We start from the raw sequence: 24,004 nt of genomic DNA on the forward strand, positions 1-24,004 counted from the left end.
ACTCCTCCTTTAAATGCGTGTGACTTTTACTTGTGGTAATAGTGTGTCGACAAGCTCTTTTGTTCCAAGCTCCTCAGAAAATGCTGTTGCGCTTCCTGAAGTGACACCAAGCTTAAATGAATCTTCAATTGAAAGGCCTTTTGACACGCCGGCTAAAAACCCCGCAACGACTGAATCCCCTGCGCCAACTGAATTAACGAGCGTTCCTTTTGGAACATTGGATTGATAGATACCTTCTTTACTGAATAAGAGGGCACCATCTCCAGCCATGGATACAATGACATGTTCAGCACCTTGTTCTAACAGCTTTTTCCCATAAGGGATTGCTTCTGCTGCTGATGAAATACTTGTCTCAAACATTTCACCCAGCTCATGATGATTTGGCTTCATTAAGAACGGTTTCATGTCTGCTGCTTTTTTTAACGCTTCGCCAGAAATATCAAGAACAACTCTTACACCTTGCTCTTTGCAAACTTCAGCAATACGCTCATATGTGTTATCAGGTAATGAAGAAGGAATGCTGCCAGCTAAAACAACGACATCTCCTTCAGTCAATGAAGAAAATTGAGATAGAAACGACTCAAACTGCGCTTCGGTAATAGATGGGCCGAGTCCGTTGATTTCTGTCTCCTCACCTGTTTTTAGCTTCACATTGATTCTTGTATCTTCTGACACCTCGTGAAAGGCTGTTTGTAATTGTTCGTTCTGTAAAAAATCTTGAATATATTTGCCTGTAAATCCACCAATGAATCCAAGTGCTTTTGATTCAACACCGTGACGTTTTAAAAACCTTGAGACATTGATTCCTTTACCACCTGGATATTTTTGATCATAGGTTGAACGATTTAAACCGCCGACTGCAAAATCCTCCACGTGTACGATGTAATCAACTGATGGGTTTAAAGTAACTGTATAAATCATGTTTTCACTACCTTTATAACCGTTTTTTCATGGTAATTATCGAATGAATCCTCTTTTGCGTCGTTTGTGATAATGGTGGCTTCCTGTAAACTAGCAAAGGCTGAAAACGATATTTCGCCAAACTTCGAGGCATCTGATAAGATATAGGTTTTTTTCGCCTGTTTCATGGCTCTTTTTTTCATGAGCGCTTCTTCTGGATCAGGTGTTGTAAAACCCGCCTCGGGATGAATGCCGTTTGTCCCAATAAAGCTTTTGTCAAAACGATAATTTTCCATCGCTGTCAAAGCTGCGGCTCCCACCATGGCTCCTGTCCGATGTTTCACTGATCCGCCTATCAAGTAAAAGGAAATGCCTTTTCTCATGAGTGCTTCAATGTGCATCACACCGTTTGTCACCACGACAATATCTTGATCTGGATCGATATATTCAATCATTTGCTGTGTGGTTGTACCAGCATCTAAATAAATACAGTCGCCTTGTTTTAAAAGAGATGCCGCTGCCTCTGCAACCAATGACTTTTCTTGAAGGTTTTTGGCAGATTTCTCAAATACATCTGGTTCAAGGCGAATACTTGATATCTTGGCTGCTCCCCCATGAACCCTTTTCAGAAATCCTTTTTCTTCAAGAGCTGATAAATCTCTTCTAATTGTAGATTCAGACGCATCCGTCATCATCGTTAAGTCCTGTATTTTAATGACATCATTTTCTTCTAAGCTGTCGATAATGAGTTGATGTCTTTCCGGTGTTAACATGAGAACACCCCTTTTTGAAAACGTATTCATTTTGTGCGCACCTTTATTGTAATCGCTTTTTTCAACATTATCAATACAAAACAATCAAATACATTCAATAACTATCAAAATCTTTCACCATGGTCATCTTACCTTTATATGTACCATTTGTAAACTGAAAAATATGTGACATTAAGATGAAAGTCATGATATTAGCATTTCTATCATTTTTTATTTCATTCAATGGAACTAAAAAAAGCTTTTATGCGATTTGCATAAAAGCTTTTGATGGGTAATGAAGGCGAATGTAAACCGTTTGTATGCTTTTTTCTTCTCCGAATTATTCATACCTGAGCGATTCAATAGGGTCTAGTCTCGCTGCTTTATTCGCAGGAATTAACCCAAAAACAATACCAATGAGCATACTAAACAGTACGCCTCCACAAACTACTTGCCAAGATACGAGTGACGGCCAGCCGGCAAATAGTGAAACTAGCGAAGCACCGCCTAAACCAAGTGCGATCCCTATCAGCCCGCCGATGAGTGTTAAGACGACAGACTCGATTAAAAACTGAACGAGAATTTGAGCCCTTGTTGCTCCCATCGCCTTTCGAATACCGATTTCTCTTGTCCTCTCTGTCACAGAAACGAGCATAATATTCATCACACCGATGCCGCCGACAAGTAAAGAGATTCCGGCTATTGAGCCAATAATCGTTGTCATAACGGAGGTGATTTGACCGATCCCTTCTGCGATTTCTTCCATATTGATCATTTCGTAAGCATCTTCTGTATGATGATTTTCATTTAATAAGGCAGCCGCGCTCTTTCCTACTTCCTTCATTTGATCAGCATGTGCGACTTGAATAGACAATTTATCATATTCATTCATACCAAATGTGGAGGTGAGCATCGCAAATGGGACATATATTTCATTCATATCAAATGAAAACATCCCTTTCTGTTTTGCTAGAACACCAATGACTTCAACTGGCTGTCCGTTCATCCAAATCAGTTCGCCTAATGCCTTTTGTCCGTTGAATAGTTCTTTTTGTAAGCCATCTGAGATGAGGGCAGCTCTTCTGCCGCTTCTAAAGTCAATATCTCTTAAATTCTGTCCTTCTGCGATTTGTAATGAATGTACATCGGTATACCCTTCATTTATACCGTTAACTGTCGCATCAACTGTCGTATCTTGAAATCTCAGCTGCATTCCTTGTGCAGTCGAGGAGGCGACCTGCTTCACCCCGTTGATTGTCCTAATGCTTTTTATGTCTTCCTCAGTAAATGCGGCTTCGAATAAGGCATTTGGATTTGCATTTAACTCTTCGTCAGAAGGCGTATATGTCATATCAATGGTATTGTTTGGACCTGAAATCGATCCTTTTAACATTTGCTCACCGCCTTGACCAATCGCCACAACTGCAATGACCGATCCAACACCAATAATAATCCCAAGCATCGTTAAAATAGAACGTAATTTATGAGCTAAAACCGAATTCAGCGCTATTTTGATATTTTCAAAGAGTTTCATTCATAGCGTCCCCTTGTATCCATCTATCTTCAACAAGCCGTCCATCTCTCACAACGACCGTCCGATTTGTATACGCAGCTATTTCTTCTTCATGGGTAACAAGCACAATCGTTGTCCCTTCCTCATTCAGCTTTGTAAACTGTTCCATAATTGAGCTGCTTGTTTTTGAGTCGAGAGCACCAGTCGGTTCATCTGCTAAAATCAGCTGAGGCTCATTGACAATCGCTCGTGCAATTGCCACCCTTTGCTTTTGTCCTCCTGACAACTCACTTGGCATATGTTTCATTCGATCTGCCAAACCAACCTTTTCAAGTGCCAATTCCGCACGTTCTTTTCTTTCCTTTTGGCTGACTCCAGCGTAAATCATCGGAAGTTCCACATTGCGCCTCGCATTTAACCTTGGCAGCAGGTGAAATTGCTGAAAAACAAATCCAATGGATTGATTTCGAATGACTGCGAGTTCTTGATCCTTTGCTGCTGACAGCTCTGTACCTTGAAAATGATATTGTCCTGTCGTCGGGCGGTCTAAACAGCCAATAATATTCATTAACGTTGACTTTCCAGAGCCGGACGGGCCCATAATGGACATATACTCGCCTTTTTCAATGACAAGATTCATGTCACTTAATACATCAAATGTTTCGTGTGCGACCTCATAGCTTTTTGTCACATTGGAAAGCTGAATCATTCAGCATTCACTTCCATTCCGTCATACATGTCATCAGTTGGATGAGCAATGATCTGATCCTCTGCCTTGACACCTTTTGTCACTTCAAGATCATGACCAGACGTTTCCCCTATGACCACTTTCACTTTTTTTAGTACATTTTTTTCAACAACATAAACGTATTGTCCGTCAGTCTCTTTTTTTACCGCTGTTTCAGGAAGCGTTTGCGCTTGACGCTTATCTGTTTCAATTTCCATGATCATTTTAAAGCCCGGCTTCGCCTCAGGTTTCTTTCCCTTTATCTCAATTTCAACAGGATATTGAACCGTTTGATCGCTCGAAGTTGTTTCGGCTGCTGTCTGGACAGGAACAGCGCCCACTTTTTTCACGACTCCTTGCCAGCTCTTCCCGCGAATGACATCAGACGTTACCTTCACTTTTTGTTTCTTTTTGATTTTTATGGCATCATACTCTGAGATCAAACCCCGCACAATCATTTTTTTCTCATGACCAATATGGATGATCGGCTGTCTTTCTTCCGGCCCCCCTGCCCCGGCCTCTTGCTCAATGGAAATGACTGTTCCATCAATTTTACTATGTACGGTTAAATCTTCTATTTGCGCCTTTACTTTTTCTTGGCTGATCTCTGCTTGCTTTTGTTCTAATTCAGCCGCTTTCAGTTCTAATTGAAGCTGATCTCGCTCGCTTTTAGCATTAGCGTCAGATCCGCCTGCTTTTTTCTCATCTAATTCACTCAGCCTTTTTTGCAATTGTTCCAGTTTTAATGTACTTGACTCAGCCGCTAGTGCTTGCTGCTGCTCCTCAAGCTCCAGTTCCTTATTTTCATATGTAAGAAGCGGCGTACCAGCCTTTACCTTTTCCCCTTCTTTCACAGCAATTCCCTTCAATTTCCCCTTTTCCTCTTCTTCATAGATGAACTGCTCTTCAGAGAACGAAAGTGTCCCGGGTGTCATCACCGTCGATGTGATTTCTTTCGGCGTGAGTTTGACTGTTTTAATCGCTACTGTAGAAGCAGGCTTTGCTTGGTTTTTCGCAATATTAAATCCAATAAATAGTCCAATCACAATAATTAAAATAGATCCAATGATGATTTTCTTTCTCATAAAAACCTTCTACCCCCAGCTTACTGATATGTTAATTGCTGTTTCCTATATATTGAAAAATTAACGATAAGATATAAAAGACGCCTATAATTACCCAAGAAATTCTCGGTGATATACGCCCAACTTGGATGAATAAAAAGCCTGTTAAAACAAGATTCCAGATCACAAATAGATCGATATTGGCTAACACCGCATGCCATGGACCAGAAATTTGAATGAGTGCGTTTAACGAGGTAACCGTGATGTCTTTTGGAACATGAAAAAGGATTACTGCCAAATGAGAAATAATCGTCCCTATGATCGTAACGGGTGTAATGAACAGAACCGCTGAAAACAGCTGCCGAAATGATGCATCACCTTTCGCTAAAAATACGATGAACTTATATATAGCAGCATTGATGACAATCCCAAATACGAGACCAATGAGCGTCACCACTTAAACAACAGGTACCGGCAAACTTAAATCTGCCCACATTCCCTTATTTACGAGCTCAGTCAAATAAGTCACAGCGACTGTTAAAATAAGCACACAAGATAAAGGCCACCAAACAACTGGATTTTCCCATACTCTTTTCAGGTGCTCTGATGGTCTTGTGCTCACTCCAATGATCGTAGGTTTTTGCATGATTTCATTCATCAAATGTCATCCTCTCTATATCAAGCAAGTATGCAAACGCACAATGACTCTCTTTTTCTTTCTATTTTATCAAAAGATTGCCAATAAGTGATCGATCATTTGATTTTCTTATTTTCATTGAGAAGAAATTTTATCTATTATTCTATTTTCACGAATGAAACCCTTCAAATGCCTCCTTGATCCGACCATATTCATATCAATAATCGTGCTTTTACTGACTTAAAAACATTTTATTAAGTAAACAATATGTCTTTCGGAATAAATATCCTTTTCTTTTGGATTCGCATGGTCTTAGATAGACACAACGATTTTTTGTTAAAATAATCCTAGTAATTTCGACAAATCCCGGCTTTATAGGACTATGATTGGTTTCTTTTACAGAACAAATAAGCCTTTAGTATCAATACTTTCATATTAAAAAATTAAAAATAAAGGGATTTTACTTGATCAAAAGTTATTTTTTCATATAATGTAAAATAGAGGTAGGTTAAATGATAGTGGAAATGGAGTCAAGTGAATGTTAAGAGAAAAATTGAAAATGCAATTGATTTTACTGTATGAAAAGGAACAAGAAGCATGGCAATACTTTCGAAAGGAAAGAGAATCGATTTATCATGAGCTCAAGTTACTTGATATGAAAGAAAGCAGACCTTCTAATGACAAAATATACTACGCTGCTAGATGTGTAGATATTATTAAAGAGAAAAAGGGAAGCATTGTGAGCACAAAAGAATTAAAGGAACAGCTTCAAGCCCAAACAGATTTCAATGTGAGACGAATCAGCGAATTGTATGATCTCATTCAGCAGCTCGATCCTCACATTTCTAAAGCAAGAAGGGGATGCTTTATTTACGAAGATCACACCCAAATACCTCTACAAACTTTTCACACATAAAAAATTGGTTACAGCCGGGTGGCCATAACCAAATCCTCTAATATCTATTATCCACCACTTACAGGAGGAATGAGTGCAACAGTGTCCCCGCTACGCACTTCAGCATTTTCCCTCGTATATATTTCGTTGACTGCAACCATCACATTTTGTGCAGCATCAACACCATATACCTCCTGTAATTCTATTTTAATCTCATCAACCGTTGTTTGATCTTTTTGAATGATGATTTGTTGTTTACCGGCCTTCTCAGCAAGGCCGGCGAACAATAATACATTAATCATGCTGATCACCTTCTTTCTCTGCAAGCAGAAGATCGCTAGGTTTACCTTCTGGATATGAAACTGTTTCAAGCTGATCACCTATCCAGGCCTCTCCGTCTCCCCAATATTCTTTTTTCCAAATGGGAACGATTTCCTTGATTCGTTCAATGGCATATTCATTGGCTTCATAGGCAGCCTTCCTATGAGGAGACGAAACGGCGATCGCAACAGCAATATCCGTTATCTCAAGAGTTCCAATCCGGTGCACAATCGCTGCTTCAGTGTCAGGCCACCGATTCTTCATTTCTTGTCCAATCTGCCTTAGCATGCTTTCCGCCATTGGTATGTATGCTTCGTACGTTAAGCGCAATGTTTTTTTGCCGTTTGTCCATTCTCTGACCGTCCCGATAAACGTCGTAATCGCTCCTGCCTTTCGTCTTGTCACATGCTGAATCAATTCGTTTACATCAATAGGCGTTTTTGTTATTTTAAAAAGTTCGCTCAAAACGTGCCGCCTCCCTTCAATAAGTGAAAAGCAAATGTCATCCCGCGCTTATCAAAAGCTGAAAACACAGGAAACGGGTAATTTTCGGTTAATTGATCCTCTTGAGAAAAATAAATAGCTGCTTGTATATTAGAAAGAGTTGAAAGGTCAATAAGCTCCTCTTCATTCTTTACACAAACGATTTTGCGATAAGGCGCCTGTTTGTACCCCTCTATGAGCACAGCGTCTAACGGAAGATGCTGACACATGCTAAGCAGCTGCTCTAACGTGATGTGCTGCATCGAAAAGTGAAATTCCCCCTCTCCTTCAACACCTGCGGCATATGCCCCCGCTTGTACATATCGATCGGTATCTTTTTCTTTGAAAAGACGATCTGGTGTCCCGCCATGTCCATGGTGTTTAAAGCAGCCTAGCTTCAGCCCTTCACGTTCAGCCAGCTGACAGAGCTTTTCGATCAAGGTAGTCTTGCCGCTATTTTGATAACCGACCACCTGTAATATGCTTAATTTGTCATCCAGCACGAGGAACCACCGCCTTTGTGCTGAAACAGCAGAACAGCAACTCGATCACCTGCTTGAAAACCTCTTGTTCCCCCAGGAAGCACGATGAAACAGTTAGCCTCTGCAATAGAGGTCACTGCACTTGATTTATCAAGACCTGTAGGAGTCACACTGATGTGACTGCCAGTGAATTGAAGGGCAGCCCTGACAAATCGAGTGAACGGATTGGCTTTTGGAAAATCATGTGTGAGTTTCGCCTCAGCAAAAGCAGGAAACGAATTTTCTTTCATATACCATTTATAAATGATCGGCTTCACAAATAATTCAAAGCCCACAAAACAGGCAGCAGGGTTTCCGGACAGCCCAAACAGCAATTGACCATTTGGCATTGCAGCAACAGTTGTCACACTTCCAGGTCTCATAGCTACTTTATTAAACAGGACCTTGGCTCCCAGCTTTTCATAAATGGCAGGCAGAAAGTCAAAATCACCCACTGACACACCGCCTGTTGTAATCAAAATGTCTACCTTACTCATGGCTGCTTTTACTGCATAATAACTTTTGTCAAAATCATCAGAGACTCCGCCTAAATCAAGCGGCTCAGCTCCGGCCTCAAGTACCTGTGCATAGACCATACTAAGATTACTATTTCTAATCTTGCCATCCACCATGGCATCACTTACTTGAAGAAGCTCTGTGCCCGTTGAGATAATGCCGATCACCGGCTTTTTGACCACTGGTACTACCGCATATCCGAATGTCGCCAATAGAGCCGTGACGCCAGAAGTGACGTCTGTTCCTTTTTTGACCATCACGTTTCCTTTGAGCACCTCTTCTCCTTGACGAGAAATATTGTCTCCCTTTTTCAGCGGTCTTTTCAGTGACATGAATGATTTGCCGTCTTTTTCGAAAGTCTTCGTCAGTTCGATCATGATGACGACATTTGCTCCATTTGGAATTTTTGCCCCTGTCATAATACGGATGGCCTGAAAGGGACCGATGGTTTTTGCTGAGACCATTCCTGCACCAATATGATCAATGACCTCGAATTCAACTGGATGCGCACTTGACGCTTCTTTTGTATCTTCTGCCCGAAGTGCAAAGCCATCATACGGAGAACGATCAAATGCCGGAACATCATGGTCTGCCAAAATATCTTCTGCAATAAACCGTCCAAGGCTGTCCTTTAAAGGGACCCATTCTATTTTTCCATGTTTTTCGTATTGGTGAACTTTCTTTATGGCCTCTTCTACTGGTATCGGCTGCCGTCTTTCCATTACACTTCACTCCTATATCCCTAGCAGTCTTGCTAGTAATGAATTGGCTTCTTTTTCATCATTTGTCCCATGGATTAATGCACGTCCTCCTTTAAAACAGACCATTCGGTAGTTTTCGTAGCGTACATGGATTAAGAAGTCGTTTACTTCCACCTCACATATAGATGAGAGACGCTCTTTTATATGCTGAAATGATAGTTTTGCTAAATCTTTTGAAACAATTTGAACGGTGTCACGTCCGCAAAGGACCGTCGTTTTTTTACGCTGATCATGTAAATAAGGATAGGTTCTTGCCGTGCCGCAAGTTGGACAGTTCTTTTCTTTAGTGCGAGATAAATCCATTTTAAAAGATGTGGACTGCCAAAGATCAAACGTGACAAATTTCCGCTCAATTTGATCTTCATGCCCTGTTAAATATTTTAATGCCTCTGTTTGCTGATAAGCAGAAACCATTTGAACGGCAGGTGAAATAATTCCCGCTGTATCGCACGTCAAGCCGCCAACAGGCATTGCCGTGAACACACATGATAAACATGGCGTTTTATCCGGCAATATGGTCATATACATTCCCTGACTGCTCACACAAGCGCCATATATCCACGGCGTCTTTGTTTCTAGAGATAAATCATTCATGACCATTCTTGTCTCAAAATTATCTGTTGCATCAATGACGATATCTGCTCTCTGGAATAACGGCCTTAACAGCTCCGCCCCTGCATCTTCAATCAGGGCGTGTATGGTCACTTCATGATTGATCTGCTCGAGACGTTTTTTTGCCGCAGCTGCTTTTGGTACATGTGCCTTTGCATCTTGTTCCGTGTACAGCTGCTGCCGCTGTAAATTTGAAAATTCCACATAATCACGATCGACAATCGTAAGCGTACCGATGCCAGACCGGACAAGCCCTTCCGCAGAAGCGGTACCAAGTGCACCGGCTCCAACGATCAGAACATGACTTTCAGCCAGCGCATGCTGTCCTTTTTCCCCAACCGGAGGGAACAAGATTTGTCTTGAATATCGGTCATTCAATGCTGTTCTCTCCTCACCGTTTTTATGTATCATATCATACCGTTTTCAGGTAAATCGCTTCTTTTATTGATATTACGAAATTCGTTTGATGTCACGTTTAGTTCTTCTTCTGAAACGATGCGCACATGAAGCTTTTGAAGCAAGTCTTTGACAGCAAATTGATTCTCTTTTAAACACGCGCGAATAAACGGCAGAGAGCGGCGGTGATAAAGCGCAAATAAAGGCTGTAATCTGCCCTGAACAAGCGGGATAATGGCATCTGCGTGCTCGCTGCAATAAGACGATAATACTTCCGCTGTTTCCTTCCGTATGAAAGGCATGTCACATGCCGTCACTAAATACCAATCTGCTTCTTGCTTTTGCATCGCCGTATATATGCCAGCAAGTGGTCCGCATCCTCGCACCTCTTCATCATCTAACCACACACTTTGTTCACCTCTTGTTTTGAAAAAAGGAAGAAGCGATGGATGGCTGATGATGACCGTCTGCCCTTCTAAAAGCTGCTCTTTCACATGCTCATATAATGGTTTCCCTTGATACATATGACTTGCCTTTGGCTCTCCAAAGCGTCTGGAAGCTCCTCCAGCTAAAATTACATTCACTAAGTGCATCCTCTAAGTCCTCCTTTGACATGGTTGTTCTAATCGCACTCCTTTCGCATACTTTATTGGTAACATGAATAAGGAGGGTCTATCGATGAACAGGCGCCATGCTTCTCCCCTATTCCATGATTTATCTCAAGAGAATTTATACTTAAAAGCTGAAACTGCAAAATATCAACAAATGATCTCTGATTTACAGTCCTCATATACGTATTCTAAAAATAAGAAGTTAACTCAAGAATATCATGAGATGAAAAAGGATTTCACGCAATTAAAACAACAACTGGATGAAATGACCAATGATCAACATGATGCTGCCTCAAAAATACAGGATCTCTCCTACAGCAAATCAGAATTATTACATAAAATTATCCTTCTCCATGAGATGCTGCAAAAGGAAACCTATCATAGAAGAAAAGAAACCGAAGAAAAACACAGGCTGCATTTGAAAGTTGTCAAATATAAAGAAATCTCTCAACAATTAAATGAACGGATAGAGGATCAAGATAAACGACTTGCAAAAGAGGAGAAAAAAGGAAATACTTTATCCGCAGTGATTGAGAAGCTGCAGCAAACATTGGGCAATAAAAACGCAGAGCTCCATGTATTACAGGAAGGCGTCAGACACCTTCAAGAGCGCTTTTATGAAACACAGGAGAAATTGCTGCAAATTGAAAAAGCAAAAGAAGAGATTTTTTACGAAACGCTCACAAGCTATCAAAAACAGTTAGCAGAAAGCGAAGAATGGATCGCCTCTCATTTTGCTGATATTGACCAGTCAGCACAAACAACTGCACAGCCATTCTCACGAGACCGCATCCTGCAAACGACAGAAGAAATCGAACCGATTTTGAAGAAACTCAACGAACAAGTTCAAACGCTTCAGGAACAAGTCGATGCAGTGCAGCGTAATGGAGAAGTCATGACAGTCAAAATCGACGGCTTCAAAAAACAGCGTGAACACCTGCCTAAGGAACGCAAAATTGTCTATACAGTTGATCAAAAGAAGTAATTCTCGAAATAAAAAACTGCTGGCTTTACGCCCAGCAGTTTTTTATTTATTCATCTTCTGTTTGAATATCGCCTTCTAAAATATACTGTCCGCGATAAGGCTTCTTCACTTCAGGGTACATTTTAATTAAACTTTGCATAAACGTTGTCATATTTGGGATTTCAAGACCGCTCTCTTTTTCGATTTCTTTTTGAAGCTCTGAGCTTTTAATCGCTGCATTATGACGCTTTAACGTTTTAATCGCAGCTTCACGAAGCTTTGCTGCCTTTGAACCAGGACGGGCTGTGCCTCTTCTGCGTCTTGTCGATCCTTCAGGAATACCTACAGGTGCACCGTTTAGCTGCCCTGTTCCTAAAGAAGATGATTGTGTTTGTGCCGGCTGCTGGTAGCTTCTCATCTCTTGCGCAGCAAGCTCAGCTAATACAGGCAGTGAATCCGTCTTTCTATCTGTACGCACTTCTTTTTTTGTATCTGACACTAGACCTGTTCCTTGACGGTCTAATTCTCTTAATTTTGCATAAATCGCATCTCGCTCAATTTGATATTCACGGATGACCTTTACTTCTGCCTCGTTTAATTGTTCCAATCGTAAACGTAACGCTTCCCTCTCATTAAACAATGGATTTCCCCCTCATCATATAAAAAATATTCTATAGTAAATATTAGATTAGAAAACTAATTTTATCAACTATTTTTTTATCATTTTACAGTTTGCTAACAGATAGGTATTTTCAACTAAAATTTTGCCAAAGAGGAAAAATCGGCACCCATTTCATTGCCACTATAGGCTTTTGACAAACCTTAAAATATTGTAAAAAAATTGAATAAACGCTTATACTACTTGATTTATATAGTTATTTACCTAACTGAAATTTCTTTTGTGCAAAAACGTTCTGAATAGTAAAAAGTTAAAATCTTTACATTTTCATTTCAAAACAAAAATGTAAATAGGTCGTTATACCTTTTTGTTTCAGGGATATTTTTTAATAAACTCCCTCATTTTCTCTTTTCTTAGGAATAGCACCTACATAAAAACTCGTCCAGTGCAATATGCCGCCTATTTTTGCCCATGAAAAAACCCCCATTTATGGGGGAAAGCCTATTCTGCAGCCTTTTCAGACTCAGAAAGCACTCGGTTGACACGTTTTTCAAGCATTTTCATTCCGCTTCCGCCAGCTTGGAAGTGGCGCAAAGCACCTGTTTTATCAAATACATAATATGCTGGTACATATTCGTTTTCAAAGGCTTCTGTTAAATGATGATCACTGTCCACAAAGATTGGCTGCGTGATTTCATGCTCTTTCGCAACTTCTTTGATTTTTTCTAGATCTAGGTCATCCTCAGAACGAGGCATATGAACAGCCACAACGTTTAGTTGATCCTTATATTCATCACGGAATTGATTGACTTGAGGCATTGCCTCTTTACAAAGATGACAGCTGACTGACCAGAAATGAATCAATGTTGGTTTGTCACCAATCAAATCTTCTTTTGTTACTTCTCCATTTAACCATTCTTTTGCACCAGTTAGTTCTGGCATTGGTTGACGTAATTTCATTATGAAGCGCCTCCATCCATTGTATGTGTCGAAACAAAAAGGTCTAACATTAGTTAGACCCTCCTGTTTCTTCAGCTATCAATTAAAGTGTTTTTTGACCAGGTTTCCAGTTCGCTGGGCAAAGTCCACCAGTTTGTAATGCTTGAAGAACACGTAATGTCTCATCTACATCACGACCGATATTGTTGTGGAATACTGTTTGGTATTGAAGTTCGCCTTCTGGGTTAATGATGAATAAACCGCGAAGAGCAATTCCTTCTTCTTCAATTAAAACGCCGTATTCTCTAGATACTGTGTGGTTTGTATCAGCAGCTAGCGGGTATTTTAATTCTCCTAGACCATTGTCTTTACGGTCTGTATTGATCCAAGCAAGATGCGTGTGGATTGTATCAGTAGATACACCAATGATTTCTGCATCTAAATCTTCGAATTCATCATAACGATCGCTCATTGCTGTAATTTCAGTTGGGCAAACAAATGTGAAATCCATTGGATAGAAGAAAAGAACTGTCCATTTGTCATTCTTCATGTTTTCCTCTAAACTTACTTTACCAAATTCCTTGTTAGCAAGTACTGCTTCCATTTCAAAACGTGGAGCTTGTTTTCCTACAAAACGCTCTGCCATATGTAAATCCCTCCAAAAAATAATATCTTTATACAGGCTTCTTAGCTGTATATAAAATGAGAATCAAAACTTAAAATTCTCATTTAGTTAATAACTTCACAATTACAATTATAATACTTATGCGATTTTTAGTCAATATTAATTAATAATAAATTTAATTAACGATTTGTCACAATTTCCTGCTACACCTATCAAAAGTTTAACATGACTTGCATAAGGGAACAAATGATTAGCTTCTCTTTTAGAGCATACATAGAAAGGTTTTGAAGATCATGAGAGCATTTCAACAAGTAGATTGGGTTTCCATTATCCTCAATAGCAGTATGATTTTGCTAAAACTAGTCGCCATTTTTGCCATTTATTTTATCATCAGAGCCATAGGAAACAAGATGATTAAGCGCGCCTATTCAACATTCGCTGAAAAGCATGAAGTCTCTTTATCAAGAGCTCAGACGCTGCAAAGTTTGACGTTAAATATTTTCGCCTACTTATTGATTTTTATTCTAGTTGTGATGATCCTCGACTTATTTCATTATAACCCGACCGCTTTGCTGGCAGGTGCAGGCGTTGTGGGACTTGCGATCGGTTTTGGCGCTCAAGGGTTAGTGAGTGATATTGTGACCGGATTCTTCATATTATTGGAAAAACAATTTGATGTAGGAGAATATATAACGGTCGCTGGCTTTGATGGGATTGTCGAACAAATTGGACTAAGAACCACGCAGCTTCGAAGCTTTGACGGCACCCTTCATTTCATTCCAAATCGCAGCATACTGAATGTGAGCAATCATTCAAGAGGGACGATGCAAGCACTCGTTGATATTGAGCTGTCACCGGATGAAAATGTGGATCAGATGATCACAGCCCTTCAAGCTGCATGTGATGAGGTGCGGGAGGAAACTCCTCAAATTATCGAAGGTCCTCAAGTTGTCGGCGTGGAGGCGTTCGGTTCTTCTTCCCTTGTGCTGCGCATCATAGCGAAGACCGAAACAATGGAGCAATGGCGGGTAGAACGAATTTTGCGCAAAAAAATGAAAGAAGTACTCGATATAGAGAAAGAGCAAAAAGAACCGGGATCATAATCTACCGGTTCTTTTTCTTGTTTTATTGAACACGCTGTTCTACTTCTTGACAAATTTCATCAGCCGTCATACCTGATGCTGTAATAACAGATGCCTTTGTTGTTGTGTCTGAAATGCCAAGAACATTTGAATCTAGTCCTGTAACTACATAACAGTCACATTGATCCATTTGCTGTTCATTTTGAATACGTACAACATCATACCCTTTTTGCTTCAATAGTTCTTCTACATCGGATAAAGATTGCTCTACACCAATTCTTGTCATAATCAAGAACACCTCCTGTTCATAAGGTGTACAGGAGGGAGCTCGATTATTCATTCACCAGCTTGCTTTTTAAAATAAGCCGTCATGACATTCACAGCTGTTTCAATCGCGTTTTCATCAGGCTGGAGCTTTGCATGGTGCAGGCCGTATTCTGAATTGACACCTAACCAAAACATGAAGCCGGGATATTTTTTCAGCATGTAGCCAAAATCTTCTCCTGTCATCGCTTCTCTGCATTCAATCACATTCGCAAGCCCTTCTTCGGCTACATATGACATAAATTCCTCTGTCAAATCCTTTGAATTGTCCACTTCGTAATAAGATGAAGGGTATCGAACGGTTGCCTTGCATTCGTAGCCAATTTCAATTCCTTTTGCCAGTGCTTCAATTCGTTTTCTCACCTTGTCCATAGACTCTGGTGAAAGTGTGCGAATGGTACCGTCAAGCTTTGCATGCTGCGCAATAATATTTTGAGCCGTTCCGCCGGTAATCGTACCGACTGTAATGACTGCACTATCAAGGGGATCGACATTACGCGAAATGACCGATTGCAGCTGACCTACAAGTGCACTTGCAGCAACAACCATATCATTTGCTAAATGAGGATATGCAGCGTGTCCGCCTTTTCCTTCAAGATCAATTACAAGCTCACTCGTATTGGCAAATAACAGCCCCGGCTTTGTAGCAATTGTTCCAACAGGATATTCAGGTGCGATATGCAGCGCTGTAATAAAGTCTGGTGTCCATTTTTTGAGAACATCACTTGCAAGCATTGGTTCGGCACCGCCTGGGCCTTCTTCTGCCGGCTGGAAGATAAATAATACATCTTCTTTAATCGGTTCATGAACGAAATGATCAATGATACCAAGTGCAATGGTCATATGAAGGTCATGTCCACATGCATGCATCTTTCCTTCATGCACAGATTCAAATGGATATCCTGTTTCCTCAGGAATAGACAATCCATCCATATCTGCACGATAAGCAAATACGCGCGTTGGATTCGTTCCTTTCACTTTTACAAAAAGGCCAGTTCGCCACTTTTCAATCTCAACTCGATCTTTTGAATAGGTGCTCAAATGCTGAATGAGATACGCTTGTGTTTTAAATTCTTGGAAACCAAGCTCAGGGATTTGGTGTAAATCTCTTCGAATGGATATTAATTGCTCACGATTTAACAAGTGAACTCGCTTCCTTTCCTCTATACGAATAAGACGTGGATATCTCATCCACGTCTTTGTCTTCAGCTGCGAATTATATGAATTAAAGCTGACGCAGTTCTTGTTTGATTTCTGTCTTACCTTTTGTTTTTTCATCAATGTCTTTAATTTTCTTTGCAGGTGTACCTGCTACAACTGTGTAAGGCTCTACATCGTTCACAACGATCGCACCGGCAGCTACTACTGCTCCTTTACCAATTGTCACACCTTCTAGAACAACAGCGTTCGCACCGATGACAACATCATCTTCTACAACAACTGGTTTAGCAGACGGCGGCTCAATGACACCTGCAAGAACAGATCCAGCACCGATATGACAGTTCTTACCTACTGTCGCACGGCCGCCAAGTACCACGTTCATGTCAATCATCGTACCTTCGCCGATCACAGAACCGATATTAATAGAAGCACCCATCATAATGACTGCATTATCACCGATTTCAACTTGGTCACGAATGATTGCACCTGGCTCAATACGAGCTTTAATGTTTTTCAAATCTAACATCGGAATTGCAGAGTTGCGGCGGTCATTTTCCACGACAACATCTTCAATTTTGTCTTTGTTTGATGCTAGAGTTTCTTGAATTTCGCTCCACTCACCGAAAACAACTCCAGTGTTTCCTGTGATGAATGTTTTTGCATGTTCACCAAACTCAATACCTTCTAAGTCACCTTTAATATAGACTTTGACAGGTGTTGATTTTGTACTATTTTGAATAAATGAAATAATTTCATTAGCGTCCATTTGTTTCATGTATGTATGTCCTCCTCTTAATTTATACTTCATTACTGTACCAAAGGAGAGTTTTAATGACAAGTGAAAGAGTCAACTCTACAATGGAAAATAAAACAAGCGGGACCGATTATCCCGCTTCTTGCTGGTGAAGCTGAACAAATTGTTTGCCAAAAGAAATCAATTCGTCCTCTTCCTCTCCTTCTGGATTCAGCTCAATCTTAACTGATGGCAGGACAATGTCACCGCCAAGCTCCTTCACTTTTTCTTCGATTAGGTCGACAGCTCCGCAAAAATGTTCGTAAGATGTATCACCAGAACCGAATACTGCAAATGCTTTTCCCGTTAAATCAAGCTCTTCCATTTCTTCATATAAATCAATAAAATCATCCGGAAGATCACCATCTCCCCATGTATACGCCCCTAATATAATGTGCGAGTAATCATTGAGCAGCTCAGCATCAATATCCATCGCTTCATGCCGATCCACGCTGGCACCTGCTTCCGTTAAACCTTTTTCAATTAAATCCGCCATCGCTTCTGTATTACCAGACATCGTGGCATATACCAATAAAACCTTTTCTGTCACTTTTTCTTCCTCCTTATTAATGAATCAATGCAGGCTCCTCATATGGCCTGACAAACTTACTTTCATATAAACCCGCACAGAAAAAGTTTTCGTTTTGATTGGCTACACGAAAACCGTGTCCTTTGATCGTATCAAACCATTTGAGCTCTTTTTGCTCAATATCAAGCTGATACACTTTAGAAAACCCGTGTTCATCTTGTGAAGTGGTCACATACACAATGCCATTATCCTCTGATACATCCAAAAATGATTCTTCTCTAGCAAAGGCCTGTGATTGAATATCATGCAGGATATTTGTATGTAAATCTAAAATTTGAACAGATCCTTTTTTGCCTTTTTTTGAACCTAATGCACATACAAGAAGATGTTCATGACAGAGCAGCATTGAAGCTGTCATTCGGTGCTCCTCTCTGTTTAGAAGAAAAATCTGTTCACTCTGCAAGTCATACACCCATATTCCTCCGTGAACCTCATGAATCTGTGTGCCAATATAAAGGTGATCACCTGCAGCACATAAAGAACGAATGACCGGTGGATGATTCACATGAGCAAACGGCTTCATAATTTCCCAGGAAATTCCGAAATCATTTGACACATAGATACTATGTTTACCATGTGCACATACAAACCCATCTTTGCGTCCTGTAATAGACCAGACGACTGCATTTGTTGGGAATGAAGATAACGCCCATGTACTGCCTTCATCTCCTGATCTAATCACTGTGCCATTTTCACCAACACCGAATAAATAAGGGCCAATATAGCTGATGGCATGGATTTTATGCTTGAGCTTAAACAGCTGCTTCCATCCGCTCTCAACACTATAGTGAAAAATACCTTCACGTTTTACAGCAACAAAATATCCACCATTTTTAGATGCAGCAACGGCCGTTGCTCCTTTATGAAACATGATTCTCAACTCGTTTCTCAGACAAAGCGGCCCACGTTAAAAAGCTCGCTGCAAATTCCTGACAGCACGCCACATCTTCATCTGTATCCGGTGCAAGCTCCATTTTTAATGTTTCAGGAAAAACAGATGCACCCGTTGATTTCAGCATGTCATGAAATGTATGGACGGCCTCGCAAAACTTTGGATAGCTGTAATCACCAGATCCAAAGACAGCTGCTTTGATGTGACTAAGTTCAAGAGTAGAGACCTCCTCATAAAAATCCTCTGCTTCATAAGGCAAATCTCCATCACCCCATGTATAGGAACCAATGAATACGTAATCGTAGGAGGAAAGATCCTCTGCATTCGTATCATCAAACTCCATCATCTCTGTATCGATCCCTTTTCCTTCAAGTGTTTGCTTTAAGATCGCTGCCATATCTTCCGTATTTCCAGACATACTCGCAAATGTAATTAGTGCTTTCATCTATCGGTCACCTCATCTAAATGATAATCATTTTCAATTATTATATGTACACTTTAAATGATAATGATTTTCATTGTCAAATGTTTTATGAAAAGACATTGATCAAGATCAGCATAACCAAATAAAAAAACCGCTCATTCCAATTGGAAGGCGGGTTTTTTATTTCGAAAGGATCATGGCTTGATCATTCGCTCGTTTCATCTATTTGAATAAAATATGGACCATAGTCCATTTCATGCGTCATCACAAATGTCCATTTTTCATTCCAATCCATCACATACATATCGCTATAATCCATATCATCAGATTGATATGGTAAATCATTGATTGAAAGTGAGCTGGCATTTTCGAACAGATACGCCTCATTCACAAATTGATAAAAAACAGTACATTTGTACTTTGGTTGTTTAAGAAATGCGTCAATCGCTTCATCTTTTTCAAGGCATGCAACCATTCCTGAACTGCATAAATGCCATAGAAAATCATCTATCGCCGTCTCTTTTTGTTCCTTGATTGACAGATGACGAGCAAAACGTTCACGCCATCTCGCGCGTAAATCATGTCCCCATTTTGGTTTGTTAATTTTGATGAACTGTTTGTTTCTCATCTGGTGAAATCGCTCCTCAAATAGTGTATGACATCGAGGACAACACTTATCCTAAAAAAGCACCTTCTTCTTCCAATAAGGTACTTTACACAGCCTCGTTCTCAAGCATTTCTTTAACCACACCAACAAAAGCTTGCACCTGTTTTAGCTGAAAAGACGCTTCATAGCCTAGCAGCCATGTGTCACGGCCGATTTGCTCTCCGTTCACATCAACAAGCGGTGTTTTATAAACACTTTTTTCGTGGTCATATAAGGTAACAGAAGGCAAAATGGCGTAGCCGATGCCGTGGTAGGCCATTTGTTTACATGTTTCAATTTGGTCCACGAGAATCGTCTGCTTTGGAGACACTTTAAATTTTTGGTGCCACCAATGCTGGATTTCCTGATAATATGTGCTGTCGCTTTTAAATTGGATAAACGGCCGCTCCGTCTTGATTAATTCGTCTACGTCCTTGATCACGGAATCGACTAAATATAAATGATCTGTCATCAAATATTCCTTTGTTCCCTTCCAATCAGGGTTTCCGCGAATGATCCCAATGTGCACATGGTCCTCATATAAGCTTTTGAGCATTTCACTACTCCAGCCGGTCACAAGTGACACCTTCGCATTTGGGTATTTTTCGACATACCGCTTTAACACTTTCGGCAGCCAGTGCTGTCCAATAATGGATGCCACCGCAAGCTTTAGTGTACCGTGAATTTCCCCTTCAAGTTCATCGATTCGTTCTCTTACTCGATCTTGCTCAACCGTCACCTCTTTTGCAAATTGAATAATCTGTTCACCTGCTGAAGTCACGGTGAGCCCTTTCTGAGAACGAAAAAAAATTTTGGTTCCCCATTCCTTTTCAATCGTCTGCAATCTTTGAGATAAAGCAGGCTGAGAGACAAAGAGCCGCTCTGAAGCCTTTCTCATATTCAATTCTTCACTTAGTACAACAAGCATATGTAACTCCTGAAGCTGCATGGGCGTCCCCTTTCTCTCTATAAGTTTTTCTTATTCCATATGCTCATTATATAAATTTTAACTTATGAAGGCAAAAAAAATAAGCTGGTCTGCAGCTCATTTTTTCGCGGAATGAATGACCTCATTTAAGCGCTTTAATACAACTCGTCGAGTAAAAATGCCCTCAAAGACCTGCTCCTCATTTTCTACACAAACAAATCCATTATTCGTCACAGCGTGAACGCCTTTTAGTACAGGATCTGTTGTTTTAAGTCTCGGAATATCCGTCAGCATGACCTCTTCAACCTTCAACTGGTCCAGCTTCTCGAATTCGATACGTTCTAAACCGAAGATTTTATCCATAATCATATTCGTTCCGATTAACCCGTGTAAACGATAAGAAGCGTCTAATACCGGTATGGCTGTATATCCTGTTTTTGTGAGAACCAATAGGGCATGCTCAAGGTTATTTCCAATTTGAACATGTGCCACTTTATCTGCATCAATCATATGTTCGGCTACTGTTGACTCAAGCAATTGAGTCGGTTCTATCTCTATCATGTTTCTTCGACCCCTTTTCTCTCAATCATCAATCATACATTCCCCTTTATGATTAAGCATAAACTAAAACGAATTTTGTCGAAAGATTTTTTTCTGCATAAAAAAGATACTCAGCCCCCGAGTATCTAATAGAATGTTAAACCAATATTAATTCTCAAACCTTACTCTGTCATACAATGTGATCAATTGCTTATACGTATTGTCGTCGACATTTTTTGTTCCACATTCTATATCATTGATCTCACTGCTTAGTAATTCGACAGCATATTCCTGATTCAGCAATACGTTTAATAATAGCTTTTTCTCTTCTTCATTAAAACGATTTTCGATGACGCTCATTCAACATCAGGCCCCCTGTTTCATATATGCTTTTATATTGATTAGCAGGCTTTTGAATGTCTGCTTCCTCTCTATACAGCTAGAATAAGGAACTAGAATCGAATCGTCAACCGCACGTTTCGACAAGGTTTGGAGAAAAATGACGGAATTTATTTTGTGTATCGATTGGCATAGCAAAATGCTGCATATGAGTCGGGTTTTATTTTTGCTTCAATTCCCATAGCTGTGATCATTCCGGTCATTTCCTGAATCAGCTCTTTCGTACTTCCTTTTTTGCCAATATCCAGATGGGCTTCAAAACGAAGGTCTGCCCCTTCCTCAGCAAACGGAAGAAGCAAATCCATCAGTTCTGTTAAAGGCCCCTCAAGGATGTCTGCACATACCTTTTGGCTAAACGCTGTCTCTAATGAAATTTTTTCTCTAAGGCTTTGCACAGGCCTCTCGATCACTTGTTGTGTGAGACAGCCCCAAGCTCCTTTGCCAATCCGGTGGAGATGAATTGCAGTCATAAATGTAGTGACATTTTGATTGACCTGAGAGTCCGTACCAATTGATAACACATAGGCGGATCTAGGGTCTTTTCGAATAAAGTCTTTCATTCTCATGACGACATCAGAAAACGCTAAATAATCTTCAGAAAGATTGTAGAAAAAAGAATCATTCACAGAAAGGAACTCCTTTTTAATGGTCTCTTATCCGAAAAATGCGCTGATTGATCATCTTCCATTTGTATATCATCTATGATGATACATGTATGCTGCCGCAATAAACGAAGGAATCCTCAGAAAAAACATTTCATAAGATTCAGCTTAGGATTGTAAAAGCTCAAAAATCTCAATCGAAATCATATCAATGTTGTCAAATGGGAAAGTATTTGGCTTATCCCCTTGTTGAAAAACAGTCAATTCAAACGTTTGATTCTTTTCGAAATACTTAACACTACAAATTTTCTCACCGTTCACTTCGAAATAACGCTGTGCCGGCTCGTTTGCAGCTTCTGCTGTCTCTTGAAGACTTTGCAGCCTTGTAATGATACCCATTAATTGTGACATTCTAAAAAAAGACTCCTTTCAAAAAAACAACTCAAGATGAACCCGTATTGATTATACACAAGTCCTACAAAGCATCATACCATAAAGTGTTCTCAGATGATATTTTTCCTCTTGAATTCAAAAAAAGAAAAAGAATCTGTTTTTTTAGTTTGAGTCTTTTTTCTCATCTCATGCACCTTGATTTTTATAAACCGGCAGATCTCATCAGCCGTTTAGCAATTTCATCAAAATCTTCTTTAGAAATCCCCGGAGCGAACTCTTCTGGCAATTCTCTATAATCTGGCACAGGTGCACCTTGCGGGGTGCCCTCAATGACTGTCAGCGGCTTTCCATCAATCGGGTGGCTGCCTTTCCAAATTTTATTGATATCCTTGTAATCCGTATCACTAAATGTGTACAGCCTTGTATGAACATTCTGGTCTTCGAATTTCCTCGCTGAATCAAAATATTTGTTGTCGAGATTTGGGATTGGCAGCATCTTCCCTACATCGACTCCTGTAGCGACTTCAAGTGCCTTTGCATATGCCACAACATGCACACCGCCCCTGACAAGTAAATAACCGATCATCTCTCTTGCTGTAGGATGGTCCGTCATTTCATATACACGCATTTTGTGCGTACGAGCTCCGCATTCAAGAAAGAAATTATGGAGGAGATCAAGAATGAGATTGCCACTTGAGAACACATTCTCTCCGGTCCAAGGTTTTGCCATTGAATCAAACGGATAGCCTGTTTGAGCTGTTTGAATAAAATGCTGTGTATTTCGTTTATCGACAGCTGCCTTCATCGGCGTCGTATCTGGATCCCCGCCATGTGTGGTTCCTGTAATCATGAGATTGATGGCTGTGGTCACAAGCTCGACATGACCGAATTCTTCAGCCGTAATACTTGATACGAGGTCATAAAACGGTTTAAGTTTTCGTTTTCCTCTAAAGTTAAAGGATTGAAACATGTAATTATTTAATGTGGACATTTCACCAAATTTCCCGCCGAGTAATTCTTGCACCGCAGCGGCACCATTTGCATCTGGGTGATCTGGTCTTGGCAAATCAATGAGCAGCCGCATGTCACGTTTGATCATGATGTTTCCCTCCTACCGTCTAACTATCATCACTTAAGATGTATGGAGAGTTTGGGCTGTCCTATGCATGAAGGGAAAGATTGAAGCACAAAAAAAACTTGGCGGGGGTAGCGCCAAGTTTTTTGGATCTTGATCTGATAGAGGGGTTGGGGAACAGAGAGTAGCTTCTCTCTATAACTAAATGATAATGATTATCAGTTTCATTGTCAACCATTTTTTATTTCTTTTTTTCTATCAAAAAAAGCAGCCTACGAGGCTGCTCAGATTGAGACAAAA

32 protein-coding genes are annotated in these 24,004 nt (G+C 40.2%); 3 read left to right on the forward strand and 29 right to left on the reverse strand.

What is annotated here, in order from left to right; translation table 11 throughout:
* Positions 1-9: 9 nt before the first annotated feature.
* From pfkB to ACLGGR_RS02445, 7 genes are all read right to left on the reverse strand, one after another.
* Positions 10-921 (reverse strand): 1-phosphofructokinase, encoded by a 912-nt coding sequence (gene pfkB, locus ACLGGR_RS02415; RefSeq protein ID WP_410972424.1) that lies wholly within the window; start codon positions 919-921, stop codon positions 10-12.
* A complete protein-coding gene (locus ACLGGR_RS02420) occupies positions 918-1,673 on the reverse strand; it encodes a DeoR/GlpR family DNA-binding transcription regulator (RefSeq protein ID WP_203129755.1) in 756 nt (251 codons plus the stop codon). The genes pfkB and ACLGGR_RS02420 overlap by 4 nt, the downstream gene beginning before the upstream one ends.
* A gap of 319 nt (positions 1,674-1,992) precedes the next feature.
* Complete coding sequence (locus tag ACLGGR_RS02425) at positions 1,993-3,186, reverse strand: ABC transporter permease (protein ID WP_323647032.1); 1,194 nt, start codon at positions 3,184-3,186, stop codon at positions 1,993-1,995.
* Entirely contained in the window at positions 3,173-3,874 is a 702-nt protein-coding gene (locus ACLGGR_RS02430) for an ABC transporter ATP-binding protein (RefSeq protein ID WP_410972425.1), read from the reverse strand. Before ACLGGR_RS02430 ends, ACLGGR_RS02425 begins: the two co-directional genes overlap by 14 nt.
* On the reverse strand, positions 3,871-4,977 hold the full coding sequence (locus ACLGGR_RS02435) for an efflux RND transporter periplasmic adaptor subunit (RefSeq protein WP_410972426.1): 1,107 nt from the start codon (positions 4,975-4,977) through the stop codon (positions 3,871-3,873). The genes ACLGGR_RS02430 and ACLGGR_RS02435 overlap by 4 nt, the downstream gene beginning before the upstream one ends.
* Before the next feature lie 31 nt (positions 4,978-5,008).
* Positions 5,009-5,413, reverse strand: a complete 405-nt coding sequence (locus tag ACLGGR_RS02440; RefSeq protein ID WP_410972427.1) for a YIP1 family protein — start codon at positions 5,411-5,413, stop codon at positions 5,009-5,011.
* Positions 5,414-5,614 carry a hypothetical protein gene (locus tag ACLGGR_RS02445; protein ID WP_410972428.1) on the reverse strand — a complete coding sequence of 67 codons (201 nt, stop codon included), beginning with the start codon at positions 5,612-5,614 and terminating at the stop codon, positions 5,414-5,416.
* Positions 5,615-6,131: 517 nt separating this feature from the next.
* On the opposite strand from ACLGGR_RS02445, the gene ACLGGR_RS02450 reads away from it, so the two are divergent.
* Positions 6,132-6,509, forward strand: coding sequence for a Rok-like winged helix domain-containing protein (locus ACLGGR_RS02450; protein ID WP_048238818.1), 378 nt, complete (start codon positions 6,132-6,134; stop codon positions 6,507-6,509).
* A 47-nt stretch (positions 6,510-6,556) separates the two neighbouring features.
* On the opposite strand, the gene moaD is transcribed toward ACLGGR_RS02450, so the two are convergent.
* Genes moaD through ACLGGR_RS02480 form a run of 6 tightly spaced genes read right to left on the reverse strand, consistent with a single transcriptional unit; the run spans position 6,557 to position 10,691 of the window.
* A complete protein-coding gene (gene moaD / locus ACLGGR_RS02455) occupies positions 6,557-6,790 on the reverse strand; it encodes a molybdopterin converting factor subunit 1 (protein WP_039178180.1) in 234 nt (77 codons plus the stop codon).
* The gene (locus tag ACLGGR_RS02460; RefSeq protein ID WP_410972429.1) at positions 6,783-7,274 is read right to left on the reverse strand and encodes a molybdenum cofactor biosynthesis protein MoaE; all 492 of its coding nucleotides are present in this window, start codon (positions 7,272-7,274) and stop codon (positions 6,783-6,785) included. The genes moaD and ACLGGR_RS02460 overlap by 8 nt, the downstream gene beginning before the upstream one ends.
* Entirely contained in the window at positions 7,271-7,795 is a 525-nt protein-coding gene (gene mobB, locus ACLGGR_RS02465) for a molybdopterin-guanine dinucleotide biosynthesis protein B (protein ID WP_410972430.1), read from the reverse strand. The genes ACLGGR_RS02460 and mobB overlap by 4 nt, the downstream gene beginning before the upstream one ends.
* On the reverse strand, positions 7,777-9,051 hold the full coding sequence (locus ACLGGR_RS02470; protein ID WP_410972431.1) for a molybdopterin molybdotransferase MoeA: 1,275 nt from the start codon (positions 9,049-9,051) through the stop codon (positions 7,777-7,779). Before ACLGGR_RS02470 ends, mobB begins: the two co-directional genes overlap by 19 nt.
* A gap of 12 nt (positions 9,052-9,063) precedes the next feature.
* A complete protein-coding gene (locus ACLGGR_RS02475) occupies positions 9,064-10,080 on the reverse strand; it encodes a thiazole biosynthesis adenylyltransferase ThiF (RefSeq protein WP_251215533.1) in 1,017 nt (338 codons plus the stop codon).
* Between the two features lie 29 nt (positions 10,081-10,109).
* Complete coding sequence (locus tag ACLGGR_RS02480; protein ID WP_410972432.1) at positions 10,110-10,691, reverse strand: molybdenum cofactor guanylyltransferase; 582 nt, start codon at positions 10,689-10,691, stop codon at positions 10,110-10,112.
* 85 nt (positions 10,692-10,776) lie between these two features.
* Between ACLGGR_RS02480 and ACLGGR_RS02485 the strand changes: the two genes are divergently transcribed.
* The gene (locus ACLGGR_RS02485; RefSeq protein WP_142944677.1) at positions 10,777-11,694 is read left to right on the forward strand and encodes a coiled-coil domain-containing protein; all 918 of its coding nucleotides are present in this window, start codon (positions 10,777-10,779) and stop codon (positions 11,692-11,694) included.
* A gap of 46 nt (positions 11,695-11,740) precedes the next feature.
* On the opposite strand, the gene ACLGGR_RS02490 is transcribed toward ACLGGR_RS02485, so the two are convergent.
* The 3 genes from ACLGGR_RS02490 to ahpA all read right to left on the reverse strand — a co-directional run bounded on the left by ACLGGR_RS02490 (position 11,741) and on the right by ahpA (position 13,877).
* Positions 11,741-12,313, reverse strand: a complete 573-nt coding sequence (locus tag ACLGGR_RS02490; RefSeq protein ID WP_410972433.1) for a Rok-like winged helix domain-containing protein — start codon at positions 12,311-12,313, stop codon at positions 11,741-11,743.
* 480 nt (positions 12,314-12,793) lie between these two features.
* Entirely contained in the window at positions 12,794-13,252 is a 459-nt protein-coding gene (locus tag ACLGGR_RS02495) for a TlpA family protein disulfide reductase (RefSeq protein ID WP_024424727.1), read from the reverse strand.
* Positions 13,253-13,334: 82 nt separating this feature from the next.
* Positions 13,335-13,877 carry a biofilm-specific peroxidase AhpA gene (ahpA, locus tag ACLGGR_RS02500; protein ID WP_003211758.1) on the reverse strand — a complete coding sequence of 181 codons (543 nt, stop codon included), beginning with the start codon at positions 13,875-13,877 and terminating at the stop codon, positions 13,335-13,337.
* A 272-nt stretch (positions 13,878-14,149) separates the two neighbouring features.
* Between ahpA and ACLGGR_RS02505 the strand changes: the two genes are divergently transcribed.
* Positions 14,150-14,959: a mechanosensitive ion channel family protein gene (locus tag ACLGGR_RS02505; protein ID WP_024424726.1), complete on the forward strand. Its 810-nt coding sequence runs from the start codon at positions 14,150-14,152 to the stop codon at positions 14,957-14,959.
* Between the two features lie 22 nt (positions 14,960-14,981).
* Here the strand turns inward: ACLGGR_RS02505 and ACLGGR_RS02510 are convergent, their stop codons facing one another.
* The 13 genes from ACLGGR_RS02510 to ACLGGR_RS02570 all read right to left on the reverse strand — a co-directional run bounded on the left by ACLGGR_RS02510 (position 14,982) and on the right by ACLGGR_RS02570 (position 23,728).
* Positions 14,982-15,224, reverse strand: coding sequence for a YkuS family protein (locus tag ACLGGR_RS02510; protein ID WP_024424725.1), 243 nt, complete (start codon positions 15,222-15,224; stop codon positions 14,982-14,984).
* A gap of 50 nt (positions 15,225-15,274) precedes the next feature.
* On the reverse strand, positions 15,275-16,453 hold the full coding sequence (locus ACLGGR_RS02515; RefSeq protein ID WP_410972434.1) for an N-acetyldiaminopimelate deacetylase: 1,179 nt from the start codon (positions 16,451-16,453) through the stop codon (positions 15,275-15,277).
* Between the two features lie 34 nt (positions 16,454-16,487).
* On the reverse strand, positions 16,488-17,198 hold the full coding sequence (dapD, locus tag ACLGGR_RS02520; RefSeq protein ID WP_095408367.1) for a 2,3,4,5-tetrahydropyridine-2,6-dicarboxylate N-acetyltransferase: 711 nt from the start codon (positions 17,196-17,198) through the stop codon (positions 16,488-16,490).
* Between the two features lie 109 nt (positions 17,199-17,307).
* Positions 17,308-17,766, reverse strand: coding sequence for a flavodoxin (locus tag ACLGGR_RS02525; RefSeq protein ID WP_410972435.1), 459 nt, complete (start codon positions 17,764-17,766; stop codon positions 17,308-17,310).
* Positions 17,767-17,782: 16 nt separating this feature from the next.
* Positions 17,783-18,676 (reverse strand): WD40/YVTN/BNR-like repeat-containing protein, encoded by an 894-nt coding sequence (locus tag ACLGGR_RS02530; RefSeq protein WP_142944674.1) that lies wholly within the window; start codon positions 18,674-18,676, stop codon positions 17,783-17,785.
* On the reverse strand, positions 18,666-19,142 hold the full coding sequence (locus ACLGGR_RS02535) for a flavodoxin (RefSeq protein WP_070325767.1): 477 nt from the start codon (positions 19,140-19,142) through the stop codon (positions 18,666-18,668). Before ACLGGR_RS02535 ends, ACLGGR_RS02530 begins: the two co-directional genes overlap by 11 nt.
* Before the next feature lie 184 nt (positions 19,143-19,326).
* Positions 19,327-19,749, reverse strand: coding sequence for a DUF4275 family protein (locus tag ACLGGR_RS02540; protein WP_251215538.1), 423 nt, complete (start codon positions 19,747-19,749; stop codon positions 19,327-19,329).
* Positions 19,750-19,834: 85 nt separating this feature from the next.
* Positions 19,835-20,716: a transcriptional regulator CcpC gene (ccpC, locus tag ACLGGR_RS02545; RefSeq protein ID WP_142944671.1), complete on the reverse strand. Its 882-nt coding sequence runs from the start codon at positions 20,714-20,716 to the stop codon at positions 19,835-19,837.
* Between the two features lie 96 nt (positions 20,717-20,812).
* Positions 20,813-21,256: a cyclic-di-AMP-binding protein CbpB gene (gene cbpB, locus ACLGGR_RS02550; RefSeq protein ID WP_048238791.1), complete on the reverse strand. Its 444-nt coding sequence runs from the start codon at positions 21,254-21,256 to the stop codon at positions 20,813-20,815.
* A 147-nt stretch (positions 21,257-21,403) separates the two neighbouring features.
* On the reverse strand, positions 21,404-21,595 hold the full coding sequence (abbA, locus tag ACLGGR_RS02555) for an antirepressor AbbA (RefSeq protein ID WP_003210802.1): 192 nt from the start codon (positions 21,593-21,595) through the stop codon (positions 21,404-21,406).
* Between the two features lie 149 nt (positions 21,596-21,744).
* A complete protein-coding gene (locus ACLGGR_RS02560; RefSeq protein ID WP_410972436.1) occupies positions 21,745-22,260 on the reverse strand; it encodes a ribonuclease H-like YkuK family protein in 516 nt (171 codons plus the stop codon).
* 144 nt (positions 22,261-22,404) lie between these two features.
* Positions 22,405-22,647, reverse strand: coding sequence for a YkuJ family protein (locus tag ACLGGR_RS02565; RefSeq protein ID WP_003212254.1), 243 nt, complete (start codon positions 22,645-22,647; stop codon positions 22,405-22,407).
* A gap of 184 nt (positions 22,648-22,831) precedes the next feature.
* Positions 22,832-23,728, reverse strand: coding sequence for a manganese catalase family protein (locus ACLGGR_RS02570; RefSeq protein ID WP_142944669.1), 897 nt, complete (start codon positions 23,726-23,728; stop codon positions 22,832-22,834).
* Positions 23,729-24,004 lie beyond the last annotated feature (276 nt).

Origin of the sequence: Bacillus sp. BD48 (assembly GCF_046566805.1) — a bacterium.
Taxonomy (GTDB): Bacteria; Bacillota; Bacilli; order Bacillales; family Bacillaceae; genus Bacillus; species Bacillus safensis.

Excerpts from the sequence above, each read along its gene's own strand:
- pfkB (WP_410972424.1), bottom strand. The coding sequence starts at position 921 with ATGATTTATACAGTTACTTTAAACCCATCAGTTGATTACATCGTACAC.
- ACLGGR_RS02420 (WP_203129755.1), bottom strand. The coding sequence starts at position 1,673 with ATGTTAACACCGGAAAGACATCAACTCATTATCGACAGCTTAGAAGAA.
- ACLGGR_RS02425 (WP_323647032.1), bottom strand. The coding sequence starts at position 3,186 with ATGAAACTCTTTGAAAATATCAAAATAGCGCTGAATTCGGTTTTAGCT.
- ACLGGR_RS02430 (WP_410972425.1), bottom strand. The coding sequence starts at position 3,874 with ATGATTCAGCTTTCCAATGTGACAAAAAGCTATGAGGTCGCACACGAA.
- ACLGGR_RS02435 (WP_410972426.1), bottom strand. The coding sequence starts at position 4,977 with ATGAGAAAGAAAATCATCATTGGATCTATTTTAATTATTGTGATTGGA.
- ACLGGR_RS02445 (WP_410972428.1), bottom strand. The coding sequence starts at position 5,614 with ATGAATGAAATCATGCAAAAACCTACGATCATTGGAGTGAGCACAAGA.
- ACLGGR_RS02450 (WP_048238818.1), top strand. The coding sequence starts at position 6,132 with ATGTTAAGAGAAAAATTGAAAATGCAATTGATTTTACTGTATGAAAAG.
- moaD (WP_039178180.1), bottom strand. The coding sequence starts at position 6,790 with ATGATTAATGTATTATTGTTCGCCGGCCTTGCTGAGAAGGCCGGTAAA.
- ACLGGR_RS02470 (WP_410972431.1), bottom strand. The coding sequence starts at position 9,051 with ATGGAAAGACGGCAGCCGATACCAGTAGAAGAGGCCATAAAGAAAGTT.
- ACLGGR_RS02480 (WP_410972432.1), bottom strand. The coding sequence starts at position 10,691 with ATGCACTTAGTGAATGTAATTTTAGCTGGAGGAGCTTCCAGACGCTTT.
- ACLGGR_RS02485 (WP_142944677.1), top strand. The coding sequence starts at position 10,777 with ATGAACAGGCGCCATGCTTCTCCCCTATTCCATGATTTATCTCAAGAG.
- ACLGGR_RS02495 (WP_024424727.1), bottom strand. The coding sequence starts at position 13,252 with ATGAAATTACGTCAACCAATGCCAGAACTAACTGGTGCAAAAGAATGG.
- ahpA (WP_003211758.1), bottom strand. The coding sequence starts at position 13,877 with ATGGCAGAGCGTTTTGTAGGAAAACAAGCTCCACGTTTTGAAATGGAA.
- ACLGGR_RS02505 (WP_024424726.1), top strand. The coding sequence starts at position 14,150 with ATGAGAGCATTTCAACAAGTAGATTGGGTTTCCATTATCCTCAATAGC.
- ACLGGR_RS02510 (WP_024424725.1), bottom strand. The coding sequence starts at position 15,224 with ATGACAAGAATTGGTGTAGAGCAATCTTTATCCGATGTAGAAGAACTA.
- ACLGGR_RS02515 (WP_410972434.1), bottom strand. The coding sequence starts at position 16,453 with ATGAGATATCCACGTCTTATTCGTATAGAGGAAAGGAAGCGAGTTCAC.
- dapD (WP_095408367.1), bottom strand. The coding sequence starts at position 17,198 with ATGAAACAAATGGACGCTAATGAAATTATTTCATTTATTCAAAATAGT.
- ACLGGR_RS02530 (WP_142944674.1), bottom strand. The coding sequence starts at position 18,676 with ATGTTTCATAAAGGAGCAACGGCCGTTGCTGCATCTAAAAATGGTGGA.
- ACLGGR_RS02535 (WP_070325767.1), bottom strand. The coding sequence starts at position 19,142 with ATGAAAGCACTAATTACATTTGCGAGTATGTCTGGAAATACGGAAGAT.
- ACLGGR_RS02540 (WP_251215538.1), bottom strand. The coding sequence starts at position 19,749 with ATGAGAAACAAACAGTTCATCAAAATTAACAAACCAAAATGGGGACAT.
- ccpC (WP_142944671.1), bottom strand. The coding sequence starts at position 20,716 with ATGCAGCTTCAGGAGTTACATATGCTTGTTGTACTAAGTGAAGAATTG.
- cbpB (WP_048238791.1), bottom strand. The coding sequence starts at position 21,256 with ATGATAGAGATAGAACCGACTCAATTGCTTGAGTCAACAGTAGCCGAA.
- abbA (WP_003210802.1), bottom strand. The coding sequence starts at position 21,595 with ATGAGCGTCATCGAAAATCGTTTTAATGAAGAAGAGAAAAAGCTATTA.
- ACLGGR_RS02565 (WP_003212254.1), bottom strand. The coding sequence starts at position 22,647 with ATGTCACAATTAATGGGTATCATTACAAGGCTGCAAAGTCTTCAAGAG.
- ACLGGR_RS02570 (WP_142944669.1), bottom strand. The coding sequence starts at position 23,728 with ATGATCAAACGTGACATGCGGCTGCTCATTGATTTGCCAAGACCAGAT.